Source organism: Thalassovita mediterranea, from assembly GCA_019448215.1.
GTDB lineage: Bacteria > Pseudomonadota > Alphaproteobacteria > Caulobacterales > Hyphomonadaceae > Henriciella.
Map to the genome: position 1 here is coordinate 2,075,377 of CP080408.1, position 22,059 is coordinate 2,097,435.

The 22,059-nt window shown below is 60.9% G+C and carries 22 protein-coding genes; 18 read left to right on the forward strand and 4 right to left on the reverse strand.

Annotated features, from left to right (window positions below):
- The first annotated feature begins 170 nt into the window (after positions 1 to 170).
- From KUV46_10345 to KUV46_10355, 3 genes are all read left to right on the forward strand, one after another.
- Positions 171 to 1,697, forward strand: coding sequence for a leucyl aminopeptidase (locus KUV46_10345; protein ID QYI99745.1), 1,527 nt, complete (start codon positions 171 to 173; stop codon positions 1,695 to 1,697).
- 83 nt (positions 1,698 to 1,780) lie between these two features.
- Entirely contained in the window at positions 1,781 to 2,776 is a 996-nt protein-coding gene (gene dusA / locus KUV46_10350; GenBank protein QYI99746.1) for a tRNA dihydrouridine(20/20a) synthase DusA, read from the forward strand.
- Positions 2,776 to 3,600, forward strand: coding sequence for a sulfite exporter TauE/SafE family protein (locus KUV46_10355; protein ID QYI99747.1), 825 nt, complete (start codon positions 2,776 to 2,778; stop codon positions 3,598 to 3,600). The genes dusA and KUV46_10355 overlap by 1 nt, the downstream gene beginning before the upstream one ends.
- Here KUV46_10355 and KUV46_10360 read toward each other — a convergent pair.
- A complete protein-coding gene (locus tag KUV46_10360) occupies positions 3,587 to 4,117 on the reverse strand; it encodes a TIGR02281 family clan AA aspartic protease (protein QYI99748.1) in 531 nt (176 codons plus the stop codon). The two genes, KUV46_10355 and KUV46_10360, sit on opposite strands and share 14 nt — an antisense overlap.
- 19 nt (positions 4,118 to 4,136) lie before the next feature.
- Positions 4,137 to 4,343, reverse strand: a complete 207-nt coding sequence (locus KUV46_10365) for a DUF1289 domain-containing protein (GenBank protein QYI99749.1) — start codon at positions 4,341 to 4,343, stop codon at positions 4,137 to 4,139.
- A 112-nt stretch (positions 4,344 to 4,455) separates the two neighbouring features.
- Between KUV46_10365 and KUV46_10370 the strand changes: the two genes are divergently transcribed.
- The 11 genes from KUV46_10370 (at position 4,456) to KUV46_10420 (ending at position 16,108) form a co-directional block, all read left to right on the forward strand.
- Entirely contained in the window at positions 4,456 to 5,469 is a 1,014-nt protein-coding gene (locus KUV46_10370; GenBank protein QYI99750.1) for a nicotinate-nucleotide--dimethylbenzimidazole phosphoribosyltransferase, read from the forward strand.
- A 115-nt stretch (positions 5,470 to 5,584) separates the two neighbouring features.
- A complete protein-coding gene (locus tag KUV46_10375) occupies positions 5,585 to 6,781 on the forward strand; it encodes an acyl-CoA dehydrogenase family protein (GenBank protein QYI99751.1) in 1,197 nt (398 codons plus the stop codon).
- 2 nt (positions 6,782 to 6,783) lie between these two features.
- Positions 6,784 to 7,428: a hypothetical protein gene (locus KUV46_10380; GenBank protein QYI99752.1), complete on the forward strand. Its 645-nt coding sequence runs from the start codon at positions 6,784 to 6,786 to the stop codon at positions 7,426 to 7,428.
- A 33-nt stretch (positions 7,429 to 7,461) separates the two neighbouring features.
- Positions 7,462 to 8,619, forward strand: a complete 1,158-nt coding sequence (locus KUV46_10385; protein ID QYI99753.1) for an acyl-CoA dehydrogenase family protein — start codon at positions 7,462 to 7,464, stop codon at positions 8,617 to 8,619.
- Positions 8,620 to 8,694: 75 nt separating this feature from the next.
- Complete coding sequence (locus tag KUV46_10390) at positions 8,695 to 9,243, forward strand: hypothetical protein (GenBank protein ID QYI99754.1); 549 nt, start codon at positions 8,695 to 8,697, stop codon at positions 9,241 to 9,243.
- Positions 9,244 to 9,332: 89 nt separating this feature from the next.
- Positions 9,333 to 10,130: a crotonase/enoyl-CoA hydratase family protein gene (locus KUV46_10395; GenBank protein ID QYI99755.1), complete on the forward strand. Its 798-nt coding sequence runs from the start codon at positions 9,333 to 9,335 to the stop codon at positions 10,128 to 10,130.
- A gap of 7 nt (positions 10,131 to 10,137) precedes the next feature.
- The gene (locus KUV46_10400; protein ID QYI99756.1) at positions 10,138 to 10,530 is read left to right on the forward strand and encodes a RidA family protein; all 393 of its coding nucleotides are present in this window, start codon (positions 10,138 to 10,140) and stop codon (positions 10,528 to 10,530) included.
- An 88-nt stretch (positions 10,531 to 10,618) separates the two neighbouring features.
- On the forward strand, positions 10,619 to 10,909 hold the full coding sequence (locus tag KUV46_10405) for an antibiotic biosynthesis monooxygenase (protein ID QYI99757.1): 291 nt from the start codon (positions 10,619 to 10,621) through the stop codon (positions 10,907 to 10,909).
- Between the two features lie 37 nt (positions 10,910 to 10,946).
- On the forward strand, positions 10,947 to 12,395 hold the full coding sequence (locus KUV46_10410; GenBank protein QYI99758.1) for an MFS transporter: 1,449 nt from the start codon (positions 10,947 to 10,949) through the stop codon (positions 12,393 to 12,395).
- 82 nt (positions 12,396 to 12,477) lie between these two features.
- Positions 12,478 to 14,007: a Do family serine endopeptidase gene (locus KUV46_10415; GenBank protein ID QYI99759.1), complete on the forward strand. Its 1,530-nt coding sequence runs from the start codon at positions 12,478 to 12,480 to the stop codon at positions 14,005 to 14,007.
- 91 nt (positions 14,008 to 14,098) lie between these two features.
- Positions 14,099 to 16,108 (forward strand): alpha/beta fold hydrolase, encoded by a 2,010-nt coding sequence (locus tag KUV46_10420; GenBank protein QYI99760.1) that lies wholly within the window; start codon positions 14,099 to 14,101, stop codon positions 16,106 to 16,108.
- Positions 16,109 to 16,185: 77 nt separating this feature from the next.
- On the opposite strand, the gene KUV46_10425 is transcribed toward KUV46_10420, so the two are convergent.
- Positions 16,186 to 17,088, reverse strand: a complete 903-nt coding sequence (locus KUV46_10425) for a hypothetical protein (GenBank protein QYI99761.1) — start codon at positions 17,086 to 17,088, stop codon at positions 16,186 to 16,188.
- Positions 17,089 to 17,161: 73 nt separating this feature from the next.
- Here KUV46_10425 and KUV46_10430 point away from each other — a divergent pair, with 73 nt between their 5' ends.
- A complete protein-coding gene (locus KUV46_10430; GenBank protein QYI99762.1) occupies positions 17,162 to 17,839 on the forward strand; it encodes a Fe2+-dependent dioxygenase in 678 nt (225 codons plus the stop codon).
- A gap of 7 nt (positions 17,840 to 17,846) precedes the next feature.
- Here the strand turns inward: KUV46_10430 and KUV46_10435 are convergent, their stop codons facing one another.
- Positions 17,847 to 18,692 carry a TauD/TfdA family dioxygenase gene (locus KUV46_10435; GenBank protein ID QYI99763.1) on the reverse strand — a complete coding sequence of 282 codons (846 nt, stop codon included), beginning with the start codon at positions 18,690 to 18,692 and terminating at the stop codon, positions 17,847 to 17,849.
- A 71-nt stretch (positions 18,693 to 18,763) separates the two neighbouring features.
- Here KUV46_10435 and KUV46_10440 point away from each other — a divergent pair, with 71 nt between their 5' ends.
- The 3 genes from KUV46_10440 to KUV46_10450 all read left to right on the forward strand — a co-directional run bounded on the left by KUV46_10440 (position 18,764) and on the right by KUV46_10450 (position 22,046).
- Entirely contained in the window at positions 18,764 to 19,288 is a 525-nt protein-coding gene (locus KUV46_10440; protein ID QYI99764.1) for a hypothetical protein, read from the forward strand.
- A 51-nt stretch (positions 19,289 to 19,339) separates the two neighbouring features.
- The gene (locus tag KUV46_10445) at positions 19,340 to 20,647 is read left to right on the forward strand and encodes a replication-associated recombination protein A (GenBank protein QYI99765.1); all 1,308 of its coding nucleotides are present in this window, start codon (positions 19,340 to 19,342) and stop codon (positions 20,645 to 20,647) included.
- A 70-nt stretch (positions 20,648 to 20,717) separates the two neighbouring features.
- A complete protein-coding gene (locus tag KUV46_10450) occupies positions 20,718 to 22,046 on the forward strand; it encodes a dipeptidase (protein QYI99766.1) in 1,329 nt (442 codons plus the stop codon).
- Positions 22,047 to 22,059: the final 13 nt, after the last annotated feature.

A 22,059-nucleotide genomic window follows, 5' to 3' on the forward strand; every position in this document is an offset into this window, starting at 1 on the left:
TGACCGCCAATTTGATGGCAGCCGAAAAATTGTGAGTCGGCGTCCGAGCGCGCAGGTTTGATAGGTTTAAGCTATCAATCTCATTCAAGGAATGTGTCGCGGTCGACGTGGATCGGGGTGACAGACAGACTTAACTCTGTCCACTGAACACAGCTTCCCGGAAATCAATCATGCTCAAATCCCGCCTCCTCGCCGCTGCTGCTGCAACGCTCACCCTCGGCGCGCCTGCTATGGCCATGCCCGATTTCAGTTTTGTCGACGCGACCGCCCCAGATGATGGCCGGGTCGTCATCTATGTGGGGCCTGACGGCGCGCTAAGCACTTTAGGTGCTGAAATGGACGCCGCAACGGGCGGGCGGCTATCGACGGCAATCCGCGAGATGGAGATGAAAGGTGAGTTTGGCGAAACGCTGAGCCTCGCCGGTCTTGCGCCCTACGCGCAGATCGTCGTGATCGGTAAGGGAGATGAAGCCCTGGAGGCCCGCCAGCTGCACGATCTCGGCGGCCACGCGGCGATGGCGGCAGATGACGAAAAAGGTCTCAGCATCCTCGCAGACGGCTTCGACGGGGTTGAGAATGCGGCGGCGCAGATCGCCTTTGGCTACGCGCTCGGGGACTACAGCTTCACGACGTACAAGACCGATCCCGATATGGAAGAAGACGGCGAGGTGACGCTTATCGCCTCGCAGCCGAACGCCGCTTCGCTGTTCGAGAATGACCTGAAACATCTGGCCAGCAGCATCGAGCTTGTTCGTGACCTTGGTTCAGAGCCTGGCAACGCCCTGTGGCCGCAAGCTTTTGTTGATCGCGTGCAGACTGCGTTTGAAGGCGCGGCGAATGTGAACGTTACTGTGCTTGACGCAGATGGAATCCGCGAGCGGGGCATGGGCGCGCTCATGGGCGTCGGTCAGGGATCAATCCACGACCCCCGCCTCATGGTCGTTGAGTATTCTGGCGGTGCTGACGGGGAGGCGCCCATCGCTCTCGTCGGCAAGGGGATCACTTTTGATACGGGCGGCATCTCCATCAAGCCCAGCGAGAACATGTGGTACATGAAGGCCGACATGTCCGGTGCGGCAGCAGTGGCCGGTACCGTCCTAGCGGCAGCAAAACGTGGAGAGCCGATCAATCTCGTCGGGGTCATGCCGCTTGCCGAGAACATGCCCTCGCAGGACGCAATTCGTCCCGGCGACGTCCTGACTTCAATGTCCGGCAAGACCGTTGAAGTCCTGAATACGGACGCGGAAGGGCGCCTCCTTCTTCTCGATGCCGTTCAATATGCGCAGGAAGTGCACGCGCCCCGCATGCTGGTGAATATCGCCACGTTGACCGGTTCTGCCGTGCGGGCAACAGGCGCCGAGTATGCTGCAGTCATCACGCGTGATATCGCGCTGAGCCTCGAAATGATGGAAGTCGGCAAAGATGCTGGCGAAGACGTCTGGCCGCTGCCGCTTCATGCCAACCACTTCAAGCAAATCGAAAGCAAGATCGCGGACATCAAGAATGTCGCCGGCATACCTGGCGCGTCTATAGGCGCGGCTGTCATCGGCACGTTCATCGATGAAGACCTGGAATGGGTGCATCTTGATATTGCGGGTGTAGACTGGCGTGATGAGGCCACGCCAACGGCGCCAGTTGGTCATGCTGGCTGGGGCGTTCGGTTTCTCGATGAACTCGTCCGCCGCGAAGCCAACTGAGACCGCATATCCAGTCTCAAACCTCGGCATCGCTACGACTTCGGCGCTTGATCTGATGTGAGCCGGGCCGTACGCAACGGCGCATGTCATTGAACTACTCTTTCAGCGTCGCGCCGATGATGGACTGGACGGACCGGCATTGCCGGATGTTTCACCGTGCCTTGTCAAAAGAAGCGCTGCTCTGGACGGAGATGGTGACCGCGGACGCCGTCATCCATGGTGACCGCGAGCGGTTGATCGGTTTCAGTGACGCAGAACACCCTGTCGTGCTGCAGCTGGGCGGGTCTGATCCTGCCAAGCTCGCCGAGGCGAGCCGCATCGCCGAAGAGTTCGGCTATGATGAGGTAAACATCAATTGCGGCTGCCCATCAGACCGTGTCCAGTCGGGGCGGTTTGGCGCCTGCCTGATGCAGGAGCCTGCGACAGTTGCTGCCTGCGTCGCGGCAATGCGTGCGGCAGTCTCAATCCCGGTCACGGTGAAATGCCGGGTCGCGGTCGATGATGACCCGCCGCGTGAGACGCTGTTCGGTTTTGTCGACCAGGTTGCGGATGCTGGCTGCGAAGTCTTCACTGTCCATGCGCGCAAGGCCTGGCTGTCTGGCCTCAGTCCGAAGGAAAACCGCGATATCCCGCCGCTCGACTATGGCCTTGTCGCAGACCTCAAAGCCGAGCAGCCTGACCTGACGCTCATCCTCAATGGCGGGATCAAGACAATGGCGGATGCAGCCAGCCATCTTGAGACATTTGATGGCGTAATGTTGGGCCGGGCGGCCTATCAGACGCCGGCCTGCCTGCTGGCGGCCGACAAGCTGATCCATGAGGGCATCGGCGATGACAGCTTCAACATGGACGGCGCGCTCGCAGCTCTTGAACGCTATCGGCCATATATGGCGGCTCGGCTCGAAGAGGGCGTGAAGCTCTCATCCATGACACGGCACATGCTGGGGCTATTTGCTGGCCAGCCGGGCGCGCGTGCCTGGCGCCGTACACTTTCTGAGAAAGCCGTCAAGGAAGGCGCTGACCTCGACGTGCTGGACGAAGCCCTGTCGCATGTTGCCGGCGTAGAGGTTGATGCCTGATGGACGCGTTTCTCGCCGAGTATGGTGTGCTCACAATTTCTCTGATTGCTGCCGGGATCGTCGCCGGGCTGGCGGCAGGCTTGTTCGGCATTGGGGGCGGCGCGGTCATCGTGCCGGTTCTCTATTTCCTGCTGACGGCGCTCGGCTATGGCGAGACGGCCATGCATGTCGCCGTAGCGACTTCGCTTGCCACAATCATCCTGACATCGATCCGCTCTGTCATGTCGCACAATCAGCGCGGCGCGGTGGACTGGGCTGTGCTGAAGGGCTGGGCCCCATGGATCGTGATCGGGGCTTGCCTTGGGCAGCTGGTGGCGGGGTTTGTCTCCAAGGATGCAATGACGCTGACCTTTGGCTCGCTCCTGCTGATCCTTGCGCTGCAGCTCTATTTCGGGCGGCCGACCTGGAAGCTGGCAGATGACCTTCCGGGCGGTGCGCCGCGTGCAGGGCTTGGCACCGGGCTTGGTGCGCTGTCAGCAATCATGGGCATTGGCGGGGGCACGTTCGGTGTCAGCCTGATGACGATTTGTGGCCGCCCGATCCATCAGGCGGTCGGCACAGCTGCAGGCTTCGGTGTCGCCATTGGCTTGCCGGGCGCAATCGTTGCGATCCTCAACGGGCTTGGCCGCGAAGGCCTGCCGCCATTCTCGCTCGGCCATGTGAATCTGCCGGCCTTCGCACTGATTTCTGTCTGTACGGTCACGATGGCACCGATTGGCGCAGCGCTGGCCCACAAGCTCGATGCAGGACTGCTGCGGAAGCTGTTCGGCGTTCTGCTCGTGCTCGTTTCGGTGCGGATGATCTGGAAGACTATTGCCGGATGATCAGCCGGTCGCTGCGAAACTCATAGGAATAAAGCTCGCGCAGGAAGCTCATGCCGAGCAGGGATTGGGTCAGCACATCCTGCATGACGACGCCGCGCACATCGCGGATTTCCACTTCGCCAATCCTGATCGAATCGATCATCACATCTGCGCCATAGGTGATGCCACCAGCAGTACGGATCTCGATGTCATAGGTGAGGTCGCGCGGGCGCAGACCCATTTTTTGGGCATCTTCCTGCGTCAGCGCGACAGTGCTCGCGCCCGTATCGACCATGAAGTCGACGCTGGCCTTCCGATTGACGAGAGTGCGCGCCCAATAATGGCCGTCTGACTTGATGAGCATGACGGCGGTGCGGCGCATTTCGCCGGGGTCTTCCGTGTCGACAACATTCACCGTCTCGACGGCCTGGCTCTCGGACGCAGCTTCGGCCTTCTCAATCTTCGGGATGAGGATGAGCACCAGCGCCGCCGCAATTGCGCCAGCGCTTGCCATCAGACTGAAGAATTTATGGTTCATTCGCCCTTGCGTCCTCGTCTCAGCCGAGTTTTCCGAGCGACTTGAGGCGCTCCATCCGCTCATCGAGCTCGCTCATAACCTGATCGCGTTGATCGGGGGTGAAGCTCGACCAGCCACCGATTTCACGCAAGGTGCGTCCGCAGCCGAGGCAAAGTCCGGTCTGTCCGTCTACGGCGCAAACCTTCTTGCAGGGCGAGACAATAGGGGTGGGGCGGGGTGTGGTCATCAGGGCCTGTTCTTCAGCAGCAAAAGGACTATGTCAAAAATTCACGAAAGTTTCGTTGACTTCGACGGCTGGATCATGCGGTTTCCCGTTAAATCCAGTGAGAGGGAATCGTGTGAGCAAGGCGCTTGAATCTTCTACACCTTTCAGTGACGTCCGCGAGCTCGCCATGCGCGATATCGCTCCGGATGCGTCCTGCAGTGAACAGGTGCACAACGCGCTGCTCGGCATGGGGCGTCAGGGCGACTTCGGCAAGCTTGGCAAGGCGGCCGAATGGCTGGCCGGCTGGCAGCGCCGCTATCCGCCGCGCATTGAAAACGCGACACTGGCAGTCTTTGCAGGCTCTCATGGCGTAACCGCGATTGATGGTGCTGTGTCGCTGTCGTCGGATGAGAACACCAAGACGCGGGTCGAGGATCTGCGCGCCGGTAGGGCGCCGCTTTCGGCCATCGCCGCCGCCAATCAGGCGAATATCCGCATCTTCGAACTGGCCATCGAGCAACCCACAGCGAACTTTACCGACGGCGCCGCCATGAGCGAGCGCGAATGCGCCGCGACCATCGCTTACGGCTTTGAAGCGCTCGAGGGCAAACCAGACCTTCTGGCCCTCGGCGTTGTTGGGGCTGGTATCGGTACGGCGGCTGCGGCCGTGGCCTGCGGCCTGTATGGTGGCACGCCGGAATACTGGGTGAGGCCCGGACCATCGACACCGAAGGAAATAAGCGCAGCCCGTATTGAGACGGTAAATGCCGGCCTTGCGCGCCACCGCGGTCATCTGGACGATCCGCTCGAGGCGCTGCGTTGTCTTGGCGGGCGAGAGCTTGCCGCTTGCGTCGGTGCGATTCTGGCCGCGCGCATCCAGTCTGTGCCGGTCGTGCTCGATGGATTCGCGACGACGATCGCTGCCGGTATTGTGCATGCGATGAACCCGAGCGCTGTTGAGCACGTGCTGGCGGGCCATGTCACGCGCCGCCCGGCCCATCAGGCCGCGCTGGACCGTCTCGACATGACGCCGCTGCTGCCGATGGAATTCAATACAGGCGGCGGCATGGGATCGGTCGCTGCGATCGGGCTGCTGCGGACAGCTTGCGCACCATTCCTGGGAAAACCGGAGCAGCCGGGCAGCTAATCGCTGCGTTTTAGGTGCGACATGATTTACGTTGACGTTCGCGTCACCTTGCTTTCGTGGAAGGCGAGAGGCAGAAGACCTGCGTAAGACCAAAAAACACTAGAGGAGCGCGCACATGAATCTGGAATTCACGCCCGAAGAAGTGGCCTTCCGCAAGGAAGTCCGCGAATTCATCGAGAACAATTATCCTGAGCATCTCCGCGGCGTTGGCGCGCGCGAGGACCTCAGCAAGGAAGACATGCTGGCCTGGCACCAGATCCTTGGCAAAAAAGGCTGGTCCGTTCCTGCCTGGCCAGAAAAGTATGGCGGCACCGGCTGGACCCCGACCCAGAAATACATCTGGTCGGAAGAGAACGCCCGCATGGACACGATCATGCCGCTGCCTTTCGGCGTCTCCATGGTCGGCCCGGTGATCTACACGTTTGGCTCTGAGGAAATCAAAGCCAAGCACCTGCCGGGTATCCGCGACGGGTCTGTCTGGTGGTGTCAGGGCTATTCCGAGCCGGGTGCCGGTTCTGACCTTGCCTCGCTCAAGACGACGGCTGTCCGCGACGGCGACCATTATGTGATCAACGGTCAGAAGACCTGGACCACGCTCGCCCAGCACGCTGACTGGGGCTTCTTCCTCTGCCGCACGGACCCGACTGCGTCCAAGCCGCAGGAAGGTATTTCCTTCATCCTGGCTGACATGCGCACCCCGGGCATCGAGGTGAAGCCGATCAAGACGATCGATGGCGGCCATGAGGTCAACGAGACCTGGCTGACCGACGTTCGCGTGCCTGTAGAGAACCTTGTCGGCAAGGAAAACGAAGGCTGGACCTACGCCAAGTTCCTGCTCGCTCACGAGCGCTCCGGCATTGCTGGCGTCGCCCGTTCCAAGCGCGGTGTTGAAAAGCTTCGCCAGATTGCTTCGACCGAGCTTCTCGAAGGCAAGCCGCTGATCAATGACGACGATTTCCTGCGCAAGATCTCGCAGCTGGAGATCGACCTCACGGCGCTGGAATTCACCGAGCTGCGCACGCTGGCCGGTGAAGCACAGGGCAAGGGTCCTGGTCCGGAAAGCTCCATCCTCAAGGTGAAGGGCACCGAGATCCAGCAGCGCCTGACCGAGCTCACGCTTGAAGCTGTCGGCCACTACGGCCACCCATACTTCCGCGGATTCCCGGAAGACGGCTCCAACGAGTTCCCGATTGGCCCGGACTATGCCCACCAGGCAGCGCCGAGCTATTTCAACATGCGCAAGACGTCGATCTATGGCGGCTCTAACGAGATCCAGCGCAACATCATCACCAAGATGATCCTGGGGCTCTAGACATGATGGCCCGGGCAGCAATCGCTTCACTTGTCATCGCAATTGCTGCCCCGGCTCTTCCCGCTGCAGGTCAGGACATTCCTGACGTGGAGGCAGGCGTATCCCTTTTCTGGGTCAGCCATTATGACGGCTACGATTCAAGCTATCGGGAACGCATCGTGGCAGCAGATGAGGATTGGGCGATCTATCAGCTCCTGGCTGATGACGGGATTTCTGAGAGCGACGAAGTCGGTCCAGATGACTTCTATGCGCTTTTCTCAGGCATCGACTATCGCGACTGCAGCGAAGACGCGATGCCAGATCAGGCCGAGAGGGGCCGTCTTGCCGCGCTCTTCCCCCTCAAAGAGGGCAGCACCCTGGAAGATACGACCTATACCGGCAGCCCTATTATCCGGATCGGCGCAAGCGAGGACTTCTTCCTGATGGGAGAGACGGTCAGCGCCAACAAGGTCGTGTTCGACTTTCCGGAAAATGACGAGGAGCGCGAAGACGAAACGGTGTTCGTGCTCACCGACAAACCTTACACAGTGGCGCTCGATTGGGGTGAAAGCGGTAAGGACCGCGTTACGCTGATCGCGCAGTCAGACGAAACACAAGATGTGCCCTCACCCGATATGCTCGGGAATTGCGCGGCGCTTCTGAACTAGACAAAACCAAAGAAATTCCCGGAGGAGACCGTAATGGATTTCAATTTCTCAGACGAACAGACAATGATCCGCGACAGCCTCGCAAGGCTGCTGCGCGACCAGTACGATTTCGACACGCGCCGCAAGGTTGTCGGCAGCGAAAGCGGCTGGCGTCCGGAAATGTGGCAGCAGTTCGCAGAGCTCGGCCTGCTCGCAGCGCCTTTCTCCGAGGAAGATGGCGGCCTTGGGGGCGGTTCGATCGACTCCATGGTCATCATGGAAGAGTTCGGCAAGGCGCTCGTCGTTGAGCCATATGTGCCGACCATTGTCTGCGCTGGCGGTTTCCTGAAGCATGCCGGCACGCCAGAGCAGAAGTCCGAGCACCTCGAAGCCATCATTGGCGGCGAGCGCGTGTTCGCCTTCGCCTATGCAGAGCCGCGCGGCCGCTACGACCTCAACGACCTTGAGACCACCGCCAAGAAAGACGGCGATGCCTACACGCTGAACGGCCACAAGGCTGTTGTCGTTGGCGCGCCTTGGGCAAGCCACCTCATCGTGACGGCCCGCACCTCCGGCGACCGCCGCGACAAGGACGGTATCTCTGTCTTCATCGTGGAAAAGGATGCCAAGGGCGTCACCACCCGCGACTACCCGACCGTCGATGGCCGCCGCGCTTCGGAAGTGTATTTCGAGAACGTGTCCGTCCCGGCAGGCAACCTGATCGGCGAAGAAGGCAAGGCCCTGCCGCTGATCGAACGTATCGTCGATGAAGCAACGGTTGCTGTCTGTGCAGAAGCCATGGGCGCCATGGGCGTCGCGCACAAGCAGACGGTCGAGTACTCCAAGCAGCGCAAGCAGTTCGGCATCGCGATCGGCAAGTTCCAGGTGCTCCAGCACCGCATGGTCGACATGTTCATGGAGCATGAGCAGTCGATCTCCATGACCTATATGGCGACGCTGAAGCTCGACGAAGACGAAGTGACCCGCAAAAAGGCGGTGTCCGCAGCCAAGGTCCGCATCGGCCAGGGCGGGCGTTTTGTTGGTCAGGAAGCTATCCAGATCCATGGCGGCATGGGCATGACGGACGAGCTGGCCGTCGGCCACTATTTCAAGCGTCTCACCATGATCGACAGCGAGTATGGCAATGTGGACTTCCACATGCGTCGCTATTCGCGCCTCAGCGGTGAAGAGCAGGCGATGGCCGCCGAATAGGCGCCGTCAACATGCTTGACGAAAAGACCCGGCCTGCAACACTGCAGGCCGGGTTTTTCTTTTGGGGACGTGAAGATGAAACAGGTGTCTTTTGGCGTGGCCGCTCTGGTCGCAGGCCTGATTTTCCAGCCAGTAGCCGACGCACAGGATGCGGGCGAAGCCGCGCCTCAGCCTGCACCGCCTTCCTGTGACGGCGATGTGTATGACGACTTCGATTTCTGGCTGGGCGAGTGGGAGGTCACCACACCTGACGGACAGGTTGCCGGCACCAATTCGATCACGAAAGCTGAAGACGGATGCCTCCTGATTGAGCGGTGGACAGCCGCGCAAGGCTCAACGGGGCAAAGCTATAATTTCTACGACACCGGCCTCGACAAGTGGCGCCAGGTCTGGGTCGCGCGCGGGGCGACCATCGACTATGCAGGCAAGCTGACTGAAGACGGTGAAATGCGCCTTGAGGGCAAGATCGCTTATCGCAATGGCACAACCGCGCCTTTCCGCGGTAGCTGGACGCCAGAGGCCGATGGAAGCGTCACCCAGCACTTCCAGCAATACAATTCAGAGACGGAAAGCTGGGACGACTGGTTCACCGGTATCTATCGCCGCACCCCTGCTGGCGAATAAGAGGTCCATGACCACTCGACATGGTCCCAAGGCTGCCATAGTCCCGATCAGGAAAATCAGACACTGCGCCAAATATTGAGGGAGACACCATGTCCGTCATCAAGCTCGAAAAATCCGGATCCATTGCAACGCTGACGCTGACGCGTCCGGACATGATGAACGCCCTCGGCCAGGAAGGGGACGGCCCGGCTGTCGCCGCCGCCTGCGCAGAGATCGAGGCTGACCCGGATATCCGTGTCGCGATCCTGACCGGCGAAGGCCGCGCTTTCTCGGCGGGCGGCGACGTGAAAGCCATGCGCGACAAGACCGGCGCTTTCGGCGGCAGCCCGAACCAGATCCGGAATGGCTATCGCCGTAACATCCATATGGTCGTCAAATCGCTCTACAATCTCGAAGTCCCGCTGATTTCGGCGGTGAACGGCGCGGCGATCGGCCTTGGCTGTGACGTTGCCTGTATGGCGGATGTGCGCATCGCGTCCGACAAGGCGAAGTTCGGTGTGACCTTCCTCAAGCTGGGCCTCATCCCGGGCGATGGCGGCGCATGGCTGCTGCCGCGGATCGTCGGCAATGCCCGCGCCGCCCAGCTTCTCTTCACCGGTGATGTGATCGATGCAGAAACCGCGCTCGACTGGGGCCTCATCTCTGAGGTCCACACCTCCGAAGCACTTATGGACGCCGCCATGTCGCTGGCAGAGCGTATGGCCGTTCAGCCGCCGCAGGCCTTGCGCCTCGCAAAGACGCTGCTCCGCCACGGCCAGTCTGCTTCCTACGACACGATCATGGAGCTCTCCGCCGCCTCGCAGGCCCTGATGCACGAGACCGAGGACCATATGGAAGGCGTCCACGCCATCCTCGAAAAGCGCGCACCAAAGTTCGAAGGCAAGTAGGCCTCAGATGGCAAGCGGGCGCCGCCTGATCTCCACTGGCTCACCTTTCGAGAAGACGCTCGGCTATTCGCGCGCGGTGGTGCAGGGGGACTGGTGCTTCGTGGCCGGGGTCACGGGGTATGACTACGCCACCATGACCCTGCCAGAGGATGCGGCGGCGCAGGCAGAGGCCTGCTTTGCCACGATTTCCCGCGTTTTGGACGAAGCAGGCTTTGCCATGTCGGATATTGTCCGGGTCCAGTACACGCTGACCGACCGGGCGTTGGTCGATGAGGTCGCGCCTGTGCTCGGCAGGCATATGGGCGACATTCGTCCTGCCGCGACCATGGTGATCGCGGGACTGATTTCGCCTGAGATGAAGATCGAGATCGAGGTGACCGCGCTTCGCGCCGAGGCCTGACCCTCCGCCACGTAACGTCTTGTGCCCTTTCCGTTAAGCGATAAGCTATCTATCGATAGAGGCGAAAAACGCCCTAAGGGAGGACTGCATGATTGGTATCGTGGCGAAGCTACACATTGCTGAAGGCAAGACGGACGAGTTCGAACAGGTCGGCAAGGACCTGATGGCGAAGGTCAAGGCGAATGAGCCTGGCTGTCTGACCTACCAGCTCTATCGTTCACAGTCCGATCCGCAGACCTATATCTTCATGGAACAGTATTCGGACGGCGAAGCGCTCAAGGCGCACGGCCAGACCGAATATTTCAAGGCAGCCGGGCCGAAAATGGCAGGCTGTTTCGCCGGAAAGCCGGAAATCGAACGCTACGATATCGTTGAATAAAACCCTCTGACGCGTCGTCCCTGAAGGAGGGCCCGATATGGTTGACACCGGTAAGCCGAGCCTCGCAACACGCCTTGCCTATGGCATTGGCGGCGCAGCTGGCGGCATCAAGAATAATGGCTTCGAATACGTCCTCCTGCTGTTCTACAGCCAGATCATGGGACTATCGGCCGTCCTCGTCGCGGCGGCGCTCTGGATCGCGCTTCTGATCGACGCTTTTTCCGACCCGGTTGTCGGTTACTGGTCAGACAATATGCGGACCAATTGGGGACGGCGGCACCCCTTCATGTATATCGCCATGGTCCCGGTCGCGATTGGCTATTTCTTTGTCTGGAACCCGCCGACAGAGCTGTCCGGCCTAAACCTCTTCGCGTGGTTGCTCGCATTCACTGTGATCGTGCGGCTGATGTACACCTTCTTTGAGGTGCCAAGCACGGCGCTCGCGGCAGAACTGACGCAGGACTATGATGAGCGCACATCGCTCATGTCGTTCCGCTATTTCTTTGCCTGGGTCGGCGGGCTCACGGTCCAGATCATTCTGTTTTTCTTCCTGCTGAAACCCAGTGAAGGCGACCCTTCCGGCTTCTTTCACATTCCTGGCTGGAACACCTATGGCCTGATCGGCGCAAGCTGCATTCTGATGTCGATTGCCATCACATCGCTTGGCACGCACAGGCACATCCCGCACCTCAAGGCCCCGCCAGCAGCACGCAAGCTGACCCCGATGAAGATCCTTGGCGAGATATGGGAAACCGTGTCGAACCCATCCTTCCGGGCGCTATTCATCGCGACGCTCTTCGGCCTTCTGGCGAGCGGTATCTCTGCGACCCTGAACCAGTATATCAACGGCTTCTTCTGGGAATTCACGAACGTTCAGATTACTGGCTTGACTGTTGCGGTCTATGTCTCGGCGATCCTCGCGCTTGTCATCGCGCCGCCGGTTGGCAAGGCGTTCGGCAAGAAGAAGGCAGCCATCATCATCGGCTTCCTTGCCTTCACGATTGCGCCGATGCCGGTCATCCTGCGTCAGTTCGGCCTCCTGCCGCCGAACGGCAGCGATGCGCTCTATTACATCGTGATAACCGTCACCGTTTTCGATCTCGCCCTGATCATCGCCTATCAGATGCTCGCAGCCTCCATGGTCGCCGACATTGTCGAGCAGAATGAGCTTGCGACCGGCAGACGCTCCGAAGGCATCTACTTCGCTGGCATCAGCTTCATGCGCAAACTGGCCCAGGGCATGGGCGTGCTGACGGCTTCTGGTGTCCTCGCGGTCGCGTCCATCACCCCCGGTATGCGGGCCGCGCAGGCAAGCGAGGAATCCATCCGCATCCTTGGTTGGGGCTATGCGCTCAGCCTGCTCACGCTGTGGACGATCATGATGGTCTGCATCAGCTTCTACCGGATCAGCCGAGAAGACCATGAAGCCAATCTCGAAGCCCTCCGATCAGGGGCAACGGCGCAGCCGCGTTTCGAGAAAAGCTAGGCTCGACAACTGGCACCAGCTGACAAAATTGTCATGCGGTGCCAGATTGCGCCCTCGCCAAGGCCGCAATAGAGCCATTTTCATGATGCATAACACCGCCATGACACGGCACGTTTCGAAACTGCTCTTCATCTCGGCCATCGCAGTCCTTGCGCTGCTGGCCGTTGTAATCAGTCCGCTTTTCTCCTTCGGCCAGCAGGCCGGAGCCCAATCTCAGCCAGACCAGGCTGAGACCGAACTGGCTGGCGAGACGCAGGCAGATGAGAGCGGCAATTTCTTCATGCCCGGCCGCCGCGTGCCGCAGAGCCAGGCTGAAGTCCAGCTCTCCTACGCGCCGCTGGTCAAACAGGTCTCCCCGGCGGTTGTGAACGTCTATACCAGCCGCGTCGTGCGCGAGAGCAATTCGCCCTTCGCCAATGACCCGATCTTCCGCCAGTTCTTCGGCGCGACACCGCGTGCGCGTGAGCGCGTGCAGAATTCGCTCGGCTCTGGCGTGATCGTGTCGGATGACGGCGTCATCGTCACGAACAGCCATGTCGTGAAAGATGCCGACCAGTTCCTCGTCGTCCTGTCGGACCGGCGCGAATACGAAGCTGAGCTCGTCCTCTCCGATGAGCGAACTGACCTCGCCGTGCTGCGCATCGACAATGATGGCGACCCGCTGCCGACCGTGAAATACGCCGACACGCGCGACACGGAAGTTGGCGACATCGTGCTCGCCATCGGGAACCCGTTTGGCGTCGGCCAGACTGTAACGACAGGCATCATCTCGGCAACGGCCCGCACCGATGTCGGCGTGTCGGACTATTCCTTCTTCCTGCAGACCGATGCGGCGGTGAACCCCGGCAATTCCGGCGGCGCGCTGATCAACACGAAGGCAGAGCTTGTCGGCGTGAACACGGCGATCTTCTCACGCTCTGGCGGATCGAACGGCATCGGCTTTGCCATTCCGGCCGAAATGGTGCGCCGCGTCGTCGATGCAGCTGTGAATGAAGGTATGATCGTTCGCCCATGGCTGGGCCTTAAGGCGCAATCGGTGAGTTATGACATCGCGCAGGCCCAGGGCCTCGACCGCCCGCTGGGCGTGATGGTGACCGAAGTCTTCCAGGACGGCCCGGCCGATGAGGCCGGTATCGCCCGCGGCGACCTGATTACAGAGATTGATGGCCGTGAGGTCTTCGATGAGCGGGGCCTCAAATTCCTCGCAGCAACCCGTTCACCGGGTGAGTTTTCCGAGCTCACGGTCCTCCGCGGCGGCGCGTTCGAAAATATCAGCGTAGAGCTCGCCCCGCCGCCCGGCGCGACCGAGGCAGAGCTTGAGCTTCTGGAAGGTCGTCACCCTTTCTCCGGCGCCGAAGTGGCAGAGCTTTCTCCGCGCCTTGCCGAGGAGCTTGGCCGGGACCCGTTTGAAACCGGCGTCCTCGTTACGCGCATCATGCGCGGGGCCTATGCCTGGCGCGTGGTCCGTCCAGGTGACCTGATCGTGTCCGTGAACAACACGCAGATCGAGGGTCTGAGCGATCTCGACGACGCCCTTGGCGGCGATACGTCCACCTGGGCGATCGAGCTTGATCGCAATGGTCGCCGCATCAGCGGGACGTTGCGGCTCTAAGTGAATTCGAGAATCTGCCCGGTCTAGCCTCGCCACCTTTGGATGGTGGTGCTAGCGTCCGCATCACCATCAGATGCGGAAGGGCTCCCCCATGAAACTCAGAACTGCACTGGCGCTTGGTGCGTCCATGCTCGCCTTTGGCTGCGCGCAGACACAGGAAACCGATACGACTGCGCCAACCCCGCCGAGCGAAAGCGCGGACGCAAGCGACACGCCGCTCGTCGGCATCGAGGTGGAGACCTATCCCGCTGCGCTGTTCCACGAAACGACCAGCTATTCGCTCGCGTCTTCTGGCGGCTATGTCTTTTCCGCTGACGGTGGAGAGATCCTCGCCTCCACCGATGTGACGGGCATCTTCAATGCGGTGACGATGGATGAGAGCGGCGCCGTCACCGCGCTCACCAATTCCAATAGCGACGCGATCTATGCCCAGTCCTTCTTTCCGAATGACAACAGGGCGCTGCTGACCTCTGATGGCGGCGGCAATGAAATCTTCCACGTCTATGTGCGCGAGGAAGACGGCACGCTGCGCGACCTGACGCCGGGCGAAGAGACGCGCGCGAGCTTTGTCGGCTGGCGCGGCGATGGCGAGGTTTTCTACGTCCAGACCAATGAGCGCGACCCGCAGACCAATGACCTCTACGCCTATCGGGCCAGCGACTATGCCCGTGAGATGATCTTCCAGAATGACGGCAAGGACATCGCTGGCGTTTCGCCAGACGGGCGCTGGCTGGCACTGTCCAAGGACCGCACCAATGCGGATTCCAACATATTCCTCGTCGACCTGCTGGCCGATGAGCCGACCCAGCAGCTGATTACCGAGCATGAAGGCGACATCGCCTACGGCGTCTACGACTTCACCGCCGATAGCGAAACGCTGATCTATGCCACCAATGAGTATGGCGAGTTCAATCAGGCCTGGACCTATAATCTCGCGAGCGGAGAGCGCAGCCCGCTCATCCAGGCAGACTGGGACGTGTCCTACGTCTTCGACAGCCCGACCGGGCGCTATCTCGTATCCGCCATCAACAATGATGCGCTGACAGAGCTGACCATCCTCGACAACCAGACCGGCGAGGAAGTCGCGCTGAGTAACATCCCGGACGGGGAAGTGGGACAGGTCCGCTTCAGCCGGGATGAGAGCGAGATCGCCTTTGGCGTGAACACCGATACCTCGCCCTTCAATCTCTACATGGCCGATCTTGAGACCGGCGCGGCAACGCGTCTGACCTCTGCGCTGCCTGAAGCGATTGATGAGGATGACCTCGTGACGGCGACGATCGTCCGGTATGAGAGCTTTGATGGGCTGGAAATTCCGGCGGTCTTCTACATGCCGAAGCAGGCATCAGCGGAGAACCCGGTCCCGGCGCTGGTCTGGGTGCATGGCGGGCCGGGCGGTCAGACGACGCGCGGCTATTCAGCGACGATCCAGCACCTCGTCAATCATGGCTACGCCGTGCTCGGTGCGAACAATCGCGGCTCATCTGGCTATGGGAAAACCTTCTTCCACCTCGATGACCAGAACCACGGCGAAAACGACCTTCAGGACATCGTCTATGGCCGCGAATATCTTGAAGGCGTTGAAGGGATCGATCCGGACAAGATCGGCATCATCGGCGGCTCCTATGGCGGCTTCATGGTCGCGGCCGCGCTGGCGTTTGAGCCGGAAGTCTTCGACGTTGGCGTCAACATCTTCGGCGTGACCAACTGGCTGCGCACGCTTGAGAGCATTCCGCCATGGTGGGGCTCTTTCCGCGATGCGCTTTATGATGAGATGGGCGACCCCGCAGAGGATGAAGAACGCCTGCGCCGGATTTCGCCGCTTTTCCACGCCGATCAGATCACCAAACCACTGCTCGTGATCCAGGGTGCAAACGACCCACGCGTCCTGCAGGTCGAGAGTGATGAGCTGGTCGAAGCCGCCCGCGCCAATGGGGCGACGGTGGAATATGTGCTCTTCCCGGATGAAGGCCACGGCTTCCAGAAGCGTGACAACCGCATCACCGCTTCAGAAGCCTATGTCAGCTTCCTCAACACCTATCTGAAGGGCGAGCCAGCCCAGCAGGAAGCGGGCGCTGCAAGCGATACCGCCGCTGACTAGGCCAGTCTGAAACGCAACAAAAAAGGCCGGGCGATCTGCCCGGCCTTTTCTTTTGTGTGATGCTTGTCAGCGACGCCTTACAGGCCGCTCACGATCAGCTGAAGCTCCGAATTGCCGGCCGTCATGGCGGACTGGTCTGCCTCCAGCGTCTCCGGGCGGTCTGCCGTAGGATAGGCGTCGGCCAGGATGGCGAGGACAGCGTCGGCCTGTTCGGCAAACTCTGGCGCGTCGGCTTCGATCTCGGCGCGGTGATCGTTGAGGAGGGCGCTTGCCGTGCTGTAGAAGCCATAGCCGTCGAGATATGGCTCATAGGCGTCGGTGCGGGTCGCAGAGTCGTACTGCGCGGTTGCGCGGTTGATCTGGTCTGCGATCACCTTGGCTTCGACAACTGCTTCGCTGTCGTTGCCTTCCGGGGCCTTGTCCGCTGCTGCGCGCAGCGTCGCGATGATGTCTTCTGCGCGGGCGCGGAGGTCTTCAGCAGACTCTTCAGCGAACACGGCGGCGGAGGCATCGCTCAGCTTCTGTGCGAAGGGCTCGACGCCCTGCTGGACGAGGACCGGTTCGAAGTCGAGCAGGATCTCGCTCACTGGGTGGGCGAACATTTCGCCGGCTGCGCGGCGCTCGCCTGCGTCCAGTGCGTCGATGCCGGCGCGGATGTGCGCTTCGGTCATGGCGAGCGCACTGCGATAGACGGCAGGGTCCTGCGAAGCGGCTGCGAGGTCTACACCGCCTTCGCCGCCTTCACCTTCACCGCCTTCACCCTCGCCGCCTTCGCCTTCACCTTCGCCGCCGGACATGGCGTAGGACGAGGTGTCGGTTTGTGCGTCAGGGGTCTGCGTCGCTGCGGTGTCCGTGTCCTCGGCTGCGGCGGTTTCGGTCGGGGCAGGGGTGGTTTCCACCTCATTGCCGCACGCTACAAGGCCGCCAAGAAGCGTGGTCGACAGGCCGAGCGCAGCAAGAGATTTGTATTTAGATGCCATAGAAGTGCACTTTCATTGTTGCGAGTGTTCCGGTAACGCCTAGCTATATCTGCAATTAATTCTCAAAAGCAAGATGCTGATCACGATTCCAAACATACTCGATGCAGGCGCCCTCACTGAGGCGAAGGAGCTTCTGGCAAAGACCGGCTGGGCCGATGGGCGCAAGACGGCGGGGCCAGAAGCGGCGAAAGTGAAGCGCAATGAGCAGGCGGATCTGTCGTCCCGCTCGGGCGCCGCGCTGCACACGCTGCTCAATGACGCCATCCGCAAGAACGCCGTCTTCCAGGCCGCCGCACAGCCCGCGCGCCTGTCACGCCTCCTCGTCAGCCGCAGCGGCGAGGGGCAGGGCTATGGCACCCATGTCGATAATGCGCTTATGGGCACAGGCGCAAACCGGATCAGGACGGATTTGTCCTTCACGCTCTTCCTTAATGACCCGACCGATTATGAGGGCGGTGAGCTGACGATCGACTGGGCTGGCATGATCCATTCCATGAAGCTCGAAGCTGGCTCGCTCCTCCTCTATCCATCGACCAGCCTGCACCGCGTCGAGACCATCACGTCAGGCCAGCGCACAGTCTGCGTCGGTTGGGTACAGAGCCAGGTCCGCACCAGCGAGCAGCGCGACATCCTGTTCGATCTTGCGAATCTGAAAGTCTCCATGCGTGCTTCCCTGCCAGAAGGCGCGCCAGAGCATCTCGCGCTCTCAAAGGTGATCGCGAATTTGCGCCGCCTCTGGTCGGAGGTCTGACAGCGGTTCAGGCGGCCGCGCGGCTGCCAATCGTGGTGCGGTGGAGCAGGCGGTCATGCCCCTGATAGCCACCCGTCGCCATATGCAGGCATGAGCGGTTGTCCCACATGAGAAGCGTGCCCGCCGACCATTTGTGACGGTACTGGAACTCTGGCCGCGTCTGCCAGCGATAAAGCTCTGTCAGCAGGGCCCAGCTCTCTTCCTCATCCATGCCTTCGAAGCCGATAATGTATCCGGCACAGCCAAACAGGCCTTCCTCGCCGGTTTCTGGATGCTTGCGGATGATAGGGTGGACCTGCGTCGCGAGCGCTTCATCAGAAGAGCGGATGTCCATACTCCGGCCCTCATCCTTCTCGCCATAAAGACCTGCCTTGCCATAGCCGTTGCGCGCCGAATGCACGGCCATCCTGCCGTCCAGCTTTTCACGCAGATCGTCAGGCATCTCTGCCAGTGCCTTGTGCTGATTGGTGAAGAGCGTGTCACCGCCACTGGGCGGAATGGTGATGCCATAGAGGCAGGTGCCGGCGGGCGGGGAAGCCTGAAAGCTCCAGTCCGTATGCCACGTCTCGGCAAAGACCGGGCCGGTCTCATCGGCGTTTCGTTTGACGGCAATGATGTGCTGGCGGCCCGGTATCGGCGCGATGAACGGATCGTCGCCAAAGGGCCCGAAGTATTGCGTGAACCGCTCCAGATCATCATCGCTGAGGTTCTGGCCTGGAAAGGCAAGGACGTGATGGGTGAGCCAGGCCGCGCGGATCTCCGCAACGGTCGTCTCATCCTGGGGCTGGCTCAGGTCTATGCCTGTTACGCTCGCCCCGCACGCCTCACCGCTTTGGGTGATGGTCAGTGTCATGGTTTCCTCCAGCTGCCATCTTATCACGGGCACTGACGCGGGCTAGGGATGTAAAACTTGAGGGGGAAACGATGCCGGACTGGGTGAGACATCTCGTAATCTTCTTTCTCGTTGGAGGAATTGGAGTCGCGATCGCGTGTACCAAAGCGCGCGTCCTTGAGAATGGCCGCAAAGTCATTCGAATGAACCGCCCCCTGACAATATTGCTGGTGTTAGGCGCGGCAACCATTGTTGCTCTTGCGCTATGGACGCTGTTATGGGGCTTGATAAAGGGCAACGTCGAAGGTGTGCCTACGCTGCTAGGGCTAATTATTATATGCGGTTTGCCACTGCCGCTCTTCATCACCACCCTGTTAACCGATATGTACGATGTATACTGGGATGAAACGTCGGTGACGGGACCGTCCAAAGTGTATGGATTCGGAGTTCGCAAGAGCCGCATCACCATACCTTTCAGTGAAATATCGCGCACTGGCACGACCTTGCTTCAGTCGAACTACGCCGAGAGCCGCGACGGTCGGCGGATTTACTGGTCCGGTGCTTATACGGGATGTTCCGATCTTGAGCGGGAGATTGACGCGCACCTCGCGGATTGATCCGTAGTTCGTGCTTTTCAGGAATGGGGGAAACCTCTACCCCTCGCTCTTATGAGTGATCTCTTTTCCGCTTCCGGTATGGCTGATGAAGCGCCGCGGCCGCTGGCTGACCGGCTGCGCCCGGCCAAGCTGTCCGAAGTCGTCGGGCAGAACCATCTGCTCGGCCCGGACGGCGCGCTCGGGCGGATGCTGTCGACCAAGCGGCTCTCCTCAATCATCTTCTGGGGCCCGCCCGGTGTCGGCAAGACAACGATTGCGCGGCTGCTCGCCAAGGAAACCGATCTCGAATTCGAGGCGATCAGCGCCGTCTTCTCTGGCGTAAAGGATCTGCGTGCTGCCTTCGACCGGGCCGAGAACAGGCGCTCAACGGGCAAGGGCACGCTGCTCTTCGTTGACGAGATCCACCGCTTCAACCGTGCCCAGCAGGACGGCTTCCTGCCCTTCGTCGAGGCGGGTGTCGTGACCCTCGTCGGCGCGACGACGGAGAATCCGAGCTTCGAGATCAATGGCGCGCTCCTGTCGCGCTGCGCGGTGCTGACCCTCAAACGCCTGACACCAGAGGCACTGGAAGAGCTGCTCGTCCGCGCCGAAGCGCTTGAAGGACGACAACTGCCTCTGGAGTCGCGTGCCCGCGAAGCCCTGATCGACATGGCCGACGGCGATGGCCGCTATATGCTGAACCTTGCCGAACAGGCCTTCACGCTGGCCGATGAGGGCACCGAGCTGACGCCAGAAGCGCTGAGCCAGGCGCTCCAGAAGCGCGCGCCCGCTTATGACAAGGACCGTGAAGAGCACTACAACCTCATCTCCGCCCTGCACAAATCGGTACGCGGGTCAGACCCGGATGCCGCGCTCTACTGGTTCGCCCGCATGGTCACGGGCGGCGAGGACCCGCTCTATCTTGCCCGCCGCATTGTCCGCATGGCGTCAGAAGATATCGGCCTTGCCGACCCGACGGCGCTGATGATCGCGAATGAAGCGGCCCGCACCTATGAGCGCCTCGGCAGCCCGGAGGGTGAGCTTGCCCTCGCCCACGCCGTCGTCCACCTCGCCACGGCGCCCAAGTCCAACGCGGTCTACACCGCCTGGAAAGCCGCCCAGCGCGCAGCGAAAGAGACAGGCTCCCTGATGCCGCCAAAGCATATCCTGAACGCGCCCACCGCCTTCATGAAAGGCGAGGGCTATGGCAAGGGCTATGCCTATGACCATGACGCCGAAGAGGGCTTTTCAGGCCAGAACTATTTCCCGGACGGGATGAAGCGCGAGAATTTCTACCAGCCAAAAGGGCAGGGGCGCGAAGGCCCCATCGCCGAACGCCTGAAACGCTGGGCAGAGCTGCGCAAGAGCCGGGGTGAATGACGCATCTGCGATTGCAGCCGCGCCCGGCTTCTGCTGGTATCGCAAACAGATTTACTAAAGGGGTTTCAGGATGACGGGTTTCAACTTTCGCAATGGTCTCATGATGGCAGCCGCGCTGACCGTACTGGCAGCCTGCAACCCCGACGCAGAGCCAAGCGGCAGTGAGATCATCGCGCCGGCTGAGGCCCAGTCCACCGCCGAAGTCGCCGCTCCGATGAGCGTGCCGCAGAATGTCGAGGCGATCCATGAAGGCATGCTCGTCATGGACACCCACCTCGACACGCCCGCCTACTTTCATACGCCGGACTATAATTTCTCAGTTCGCCAGACCTTCGAGGAGGATGGCACGCATGTAGACCTGCCGCGCATGAAGGAAGGCGGCCTTGATGGCGGTTTCTGGGTGATCTTTACCGCGCAGGGCCCACTCGACGAAGCCTCCTATGCCGCGGCCCGCAACCAGGCGATGCTGCGCCAGATGTCGATCCGCGAACTTGCGGCCAAATACAGCGATGAGGTCGAGCTCGCCTTCACCGCTGACGATGCCGCGCGCATCGCGGGCGAGGGCAAGCGCGTTGTCTATCAGAGCATGGAAAACGCCTATCCGCTCGGCACCGATGTATCCTTGATGGAGACTTTCTATATCGGCGGCCTGCGCATGATCGCGCCTGTCCATTTCCGTGACAGCCAGTTCGCCGACAGCGCGACCGATGTCTCGGGCGACTCCTATGGCGGCCTGTCGCCTCTCGGTGAGGACCTTGTGCGCAAGGCCAACGAACTCGGCATGATCCTCGACGGGTCACACGCCTCTGATGAGACCGTCTACGATATGATCGAGCTATCCACGACGCCGATCATCCTGTCCCACACGGGCGTCGACGGCGTCTACGACCACTTCCGGAACATTCCAGACGAGCTGCTGACGGCAATCGCTGAGGATGGCGGCGTCATCCAGATCAACGCATATGGCGGCTATCTTGAGGCGCTCGAGCCAAGCGCTGAGCGCCAGCAGGCGATGGCTGACCTCGAAGAACAGTTCGGCGGCAGCTATTACGATCTCGACGACGCGACGCGCGAAGAATATTCGGCGGCTCGCGACGCGATCGACGTGCAATACCCGGCACCGCGTTCCACCTTCGAGAAGTTCATGGAGCACCTTCTCTATGCGCTCGACCTTGTCGGCCCGGACCATGTCGGCATGGGCGCTGACTGGGATGGCGGCGGCGGCGTCGACGGCATGACCGACATTACCTTCCTTCCGAAAGTGACCGCGGCACTTCTTGAGGCTGGCTATAGCGAGCAGGACATCGAAAAGTTCTGGAGCGGCAACATGCTGCGCCTGCTGCGGCAGGCTGAAGAGGCCCGCACTTCTGAACTGCAATCGCCGAACGTCCTGAAATAGGGCGGTCGCAGGC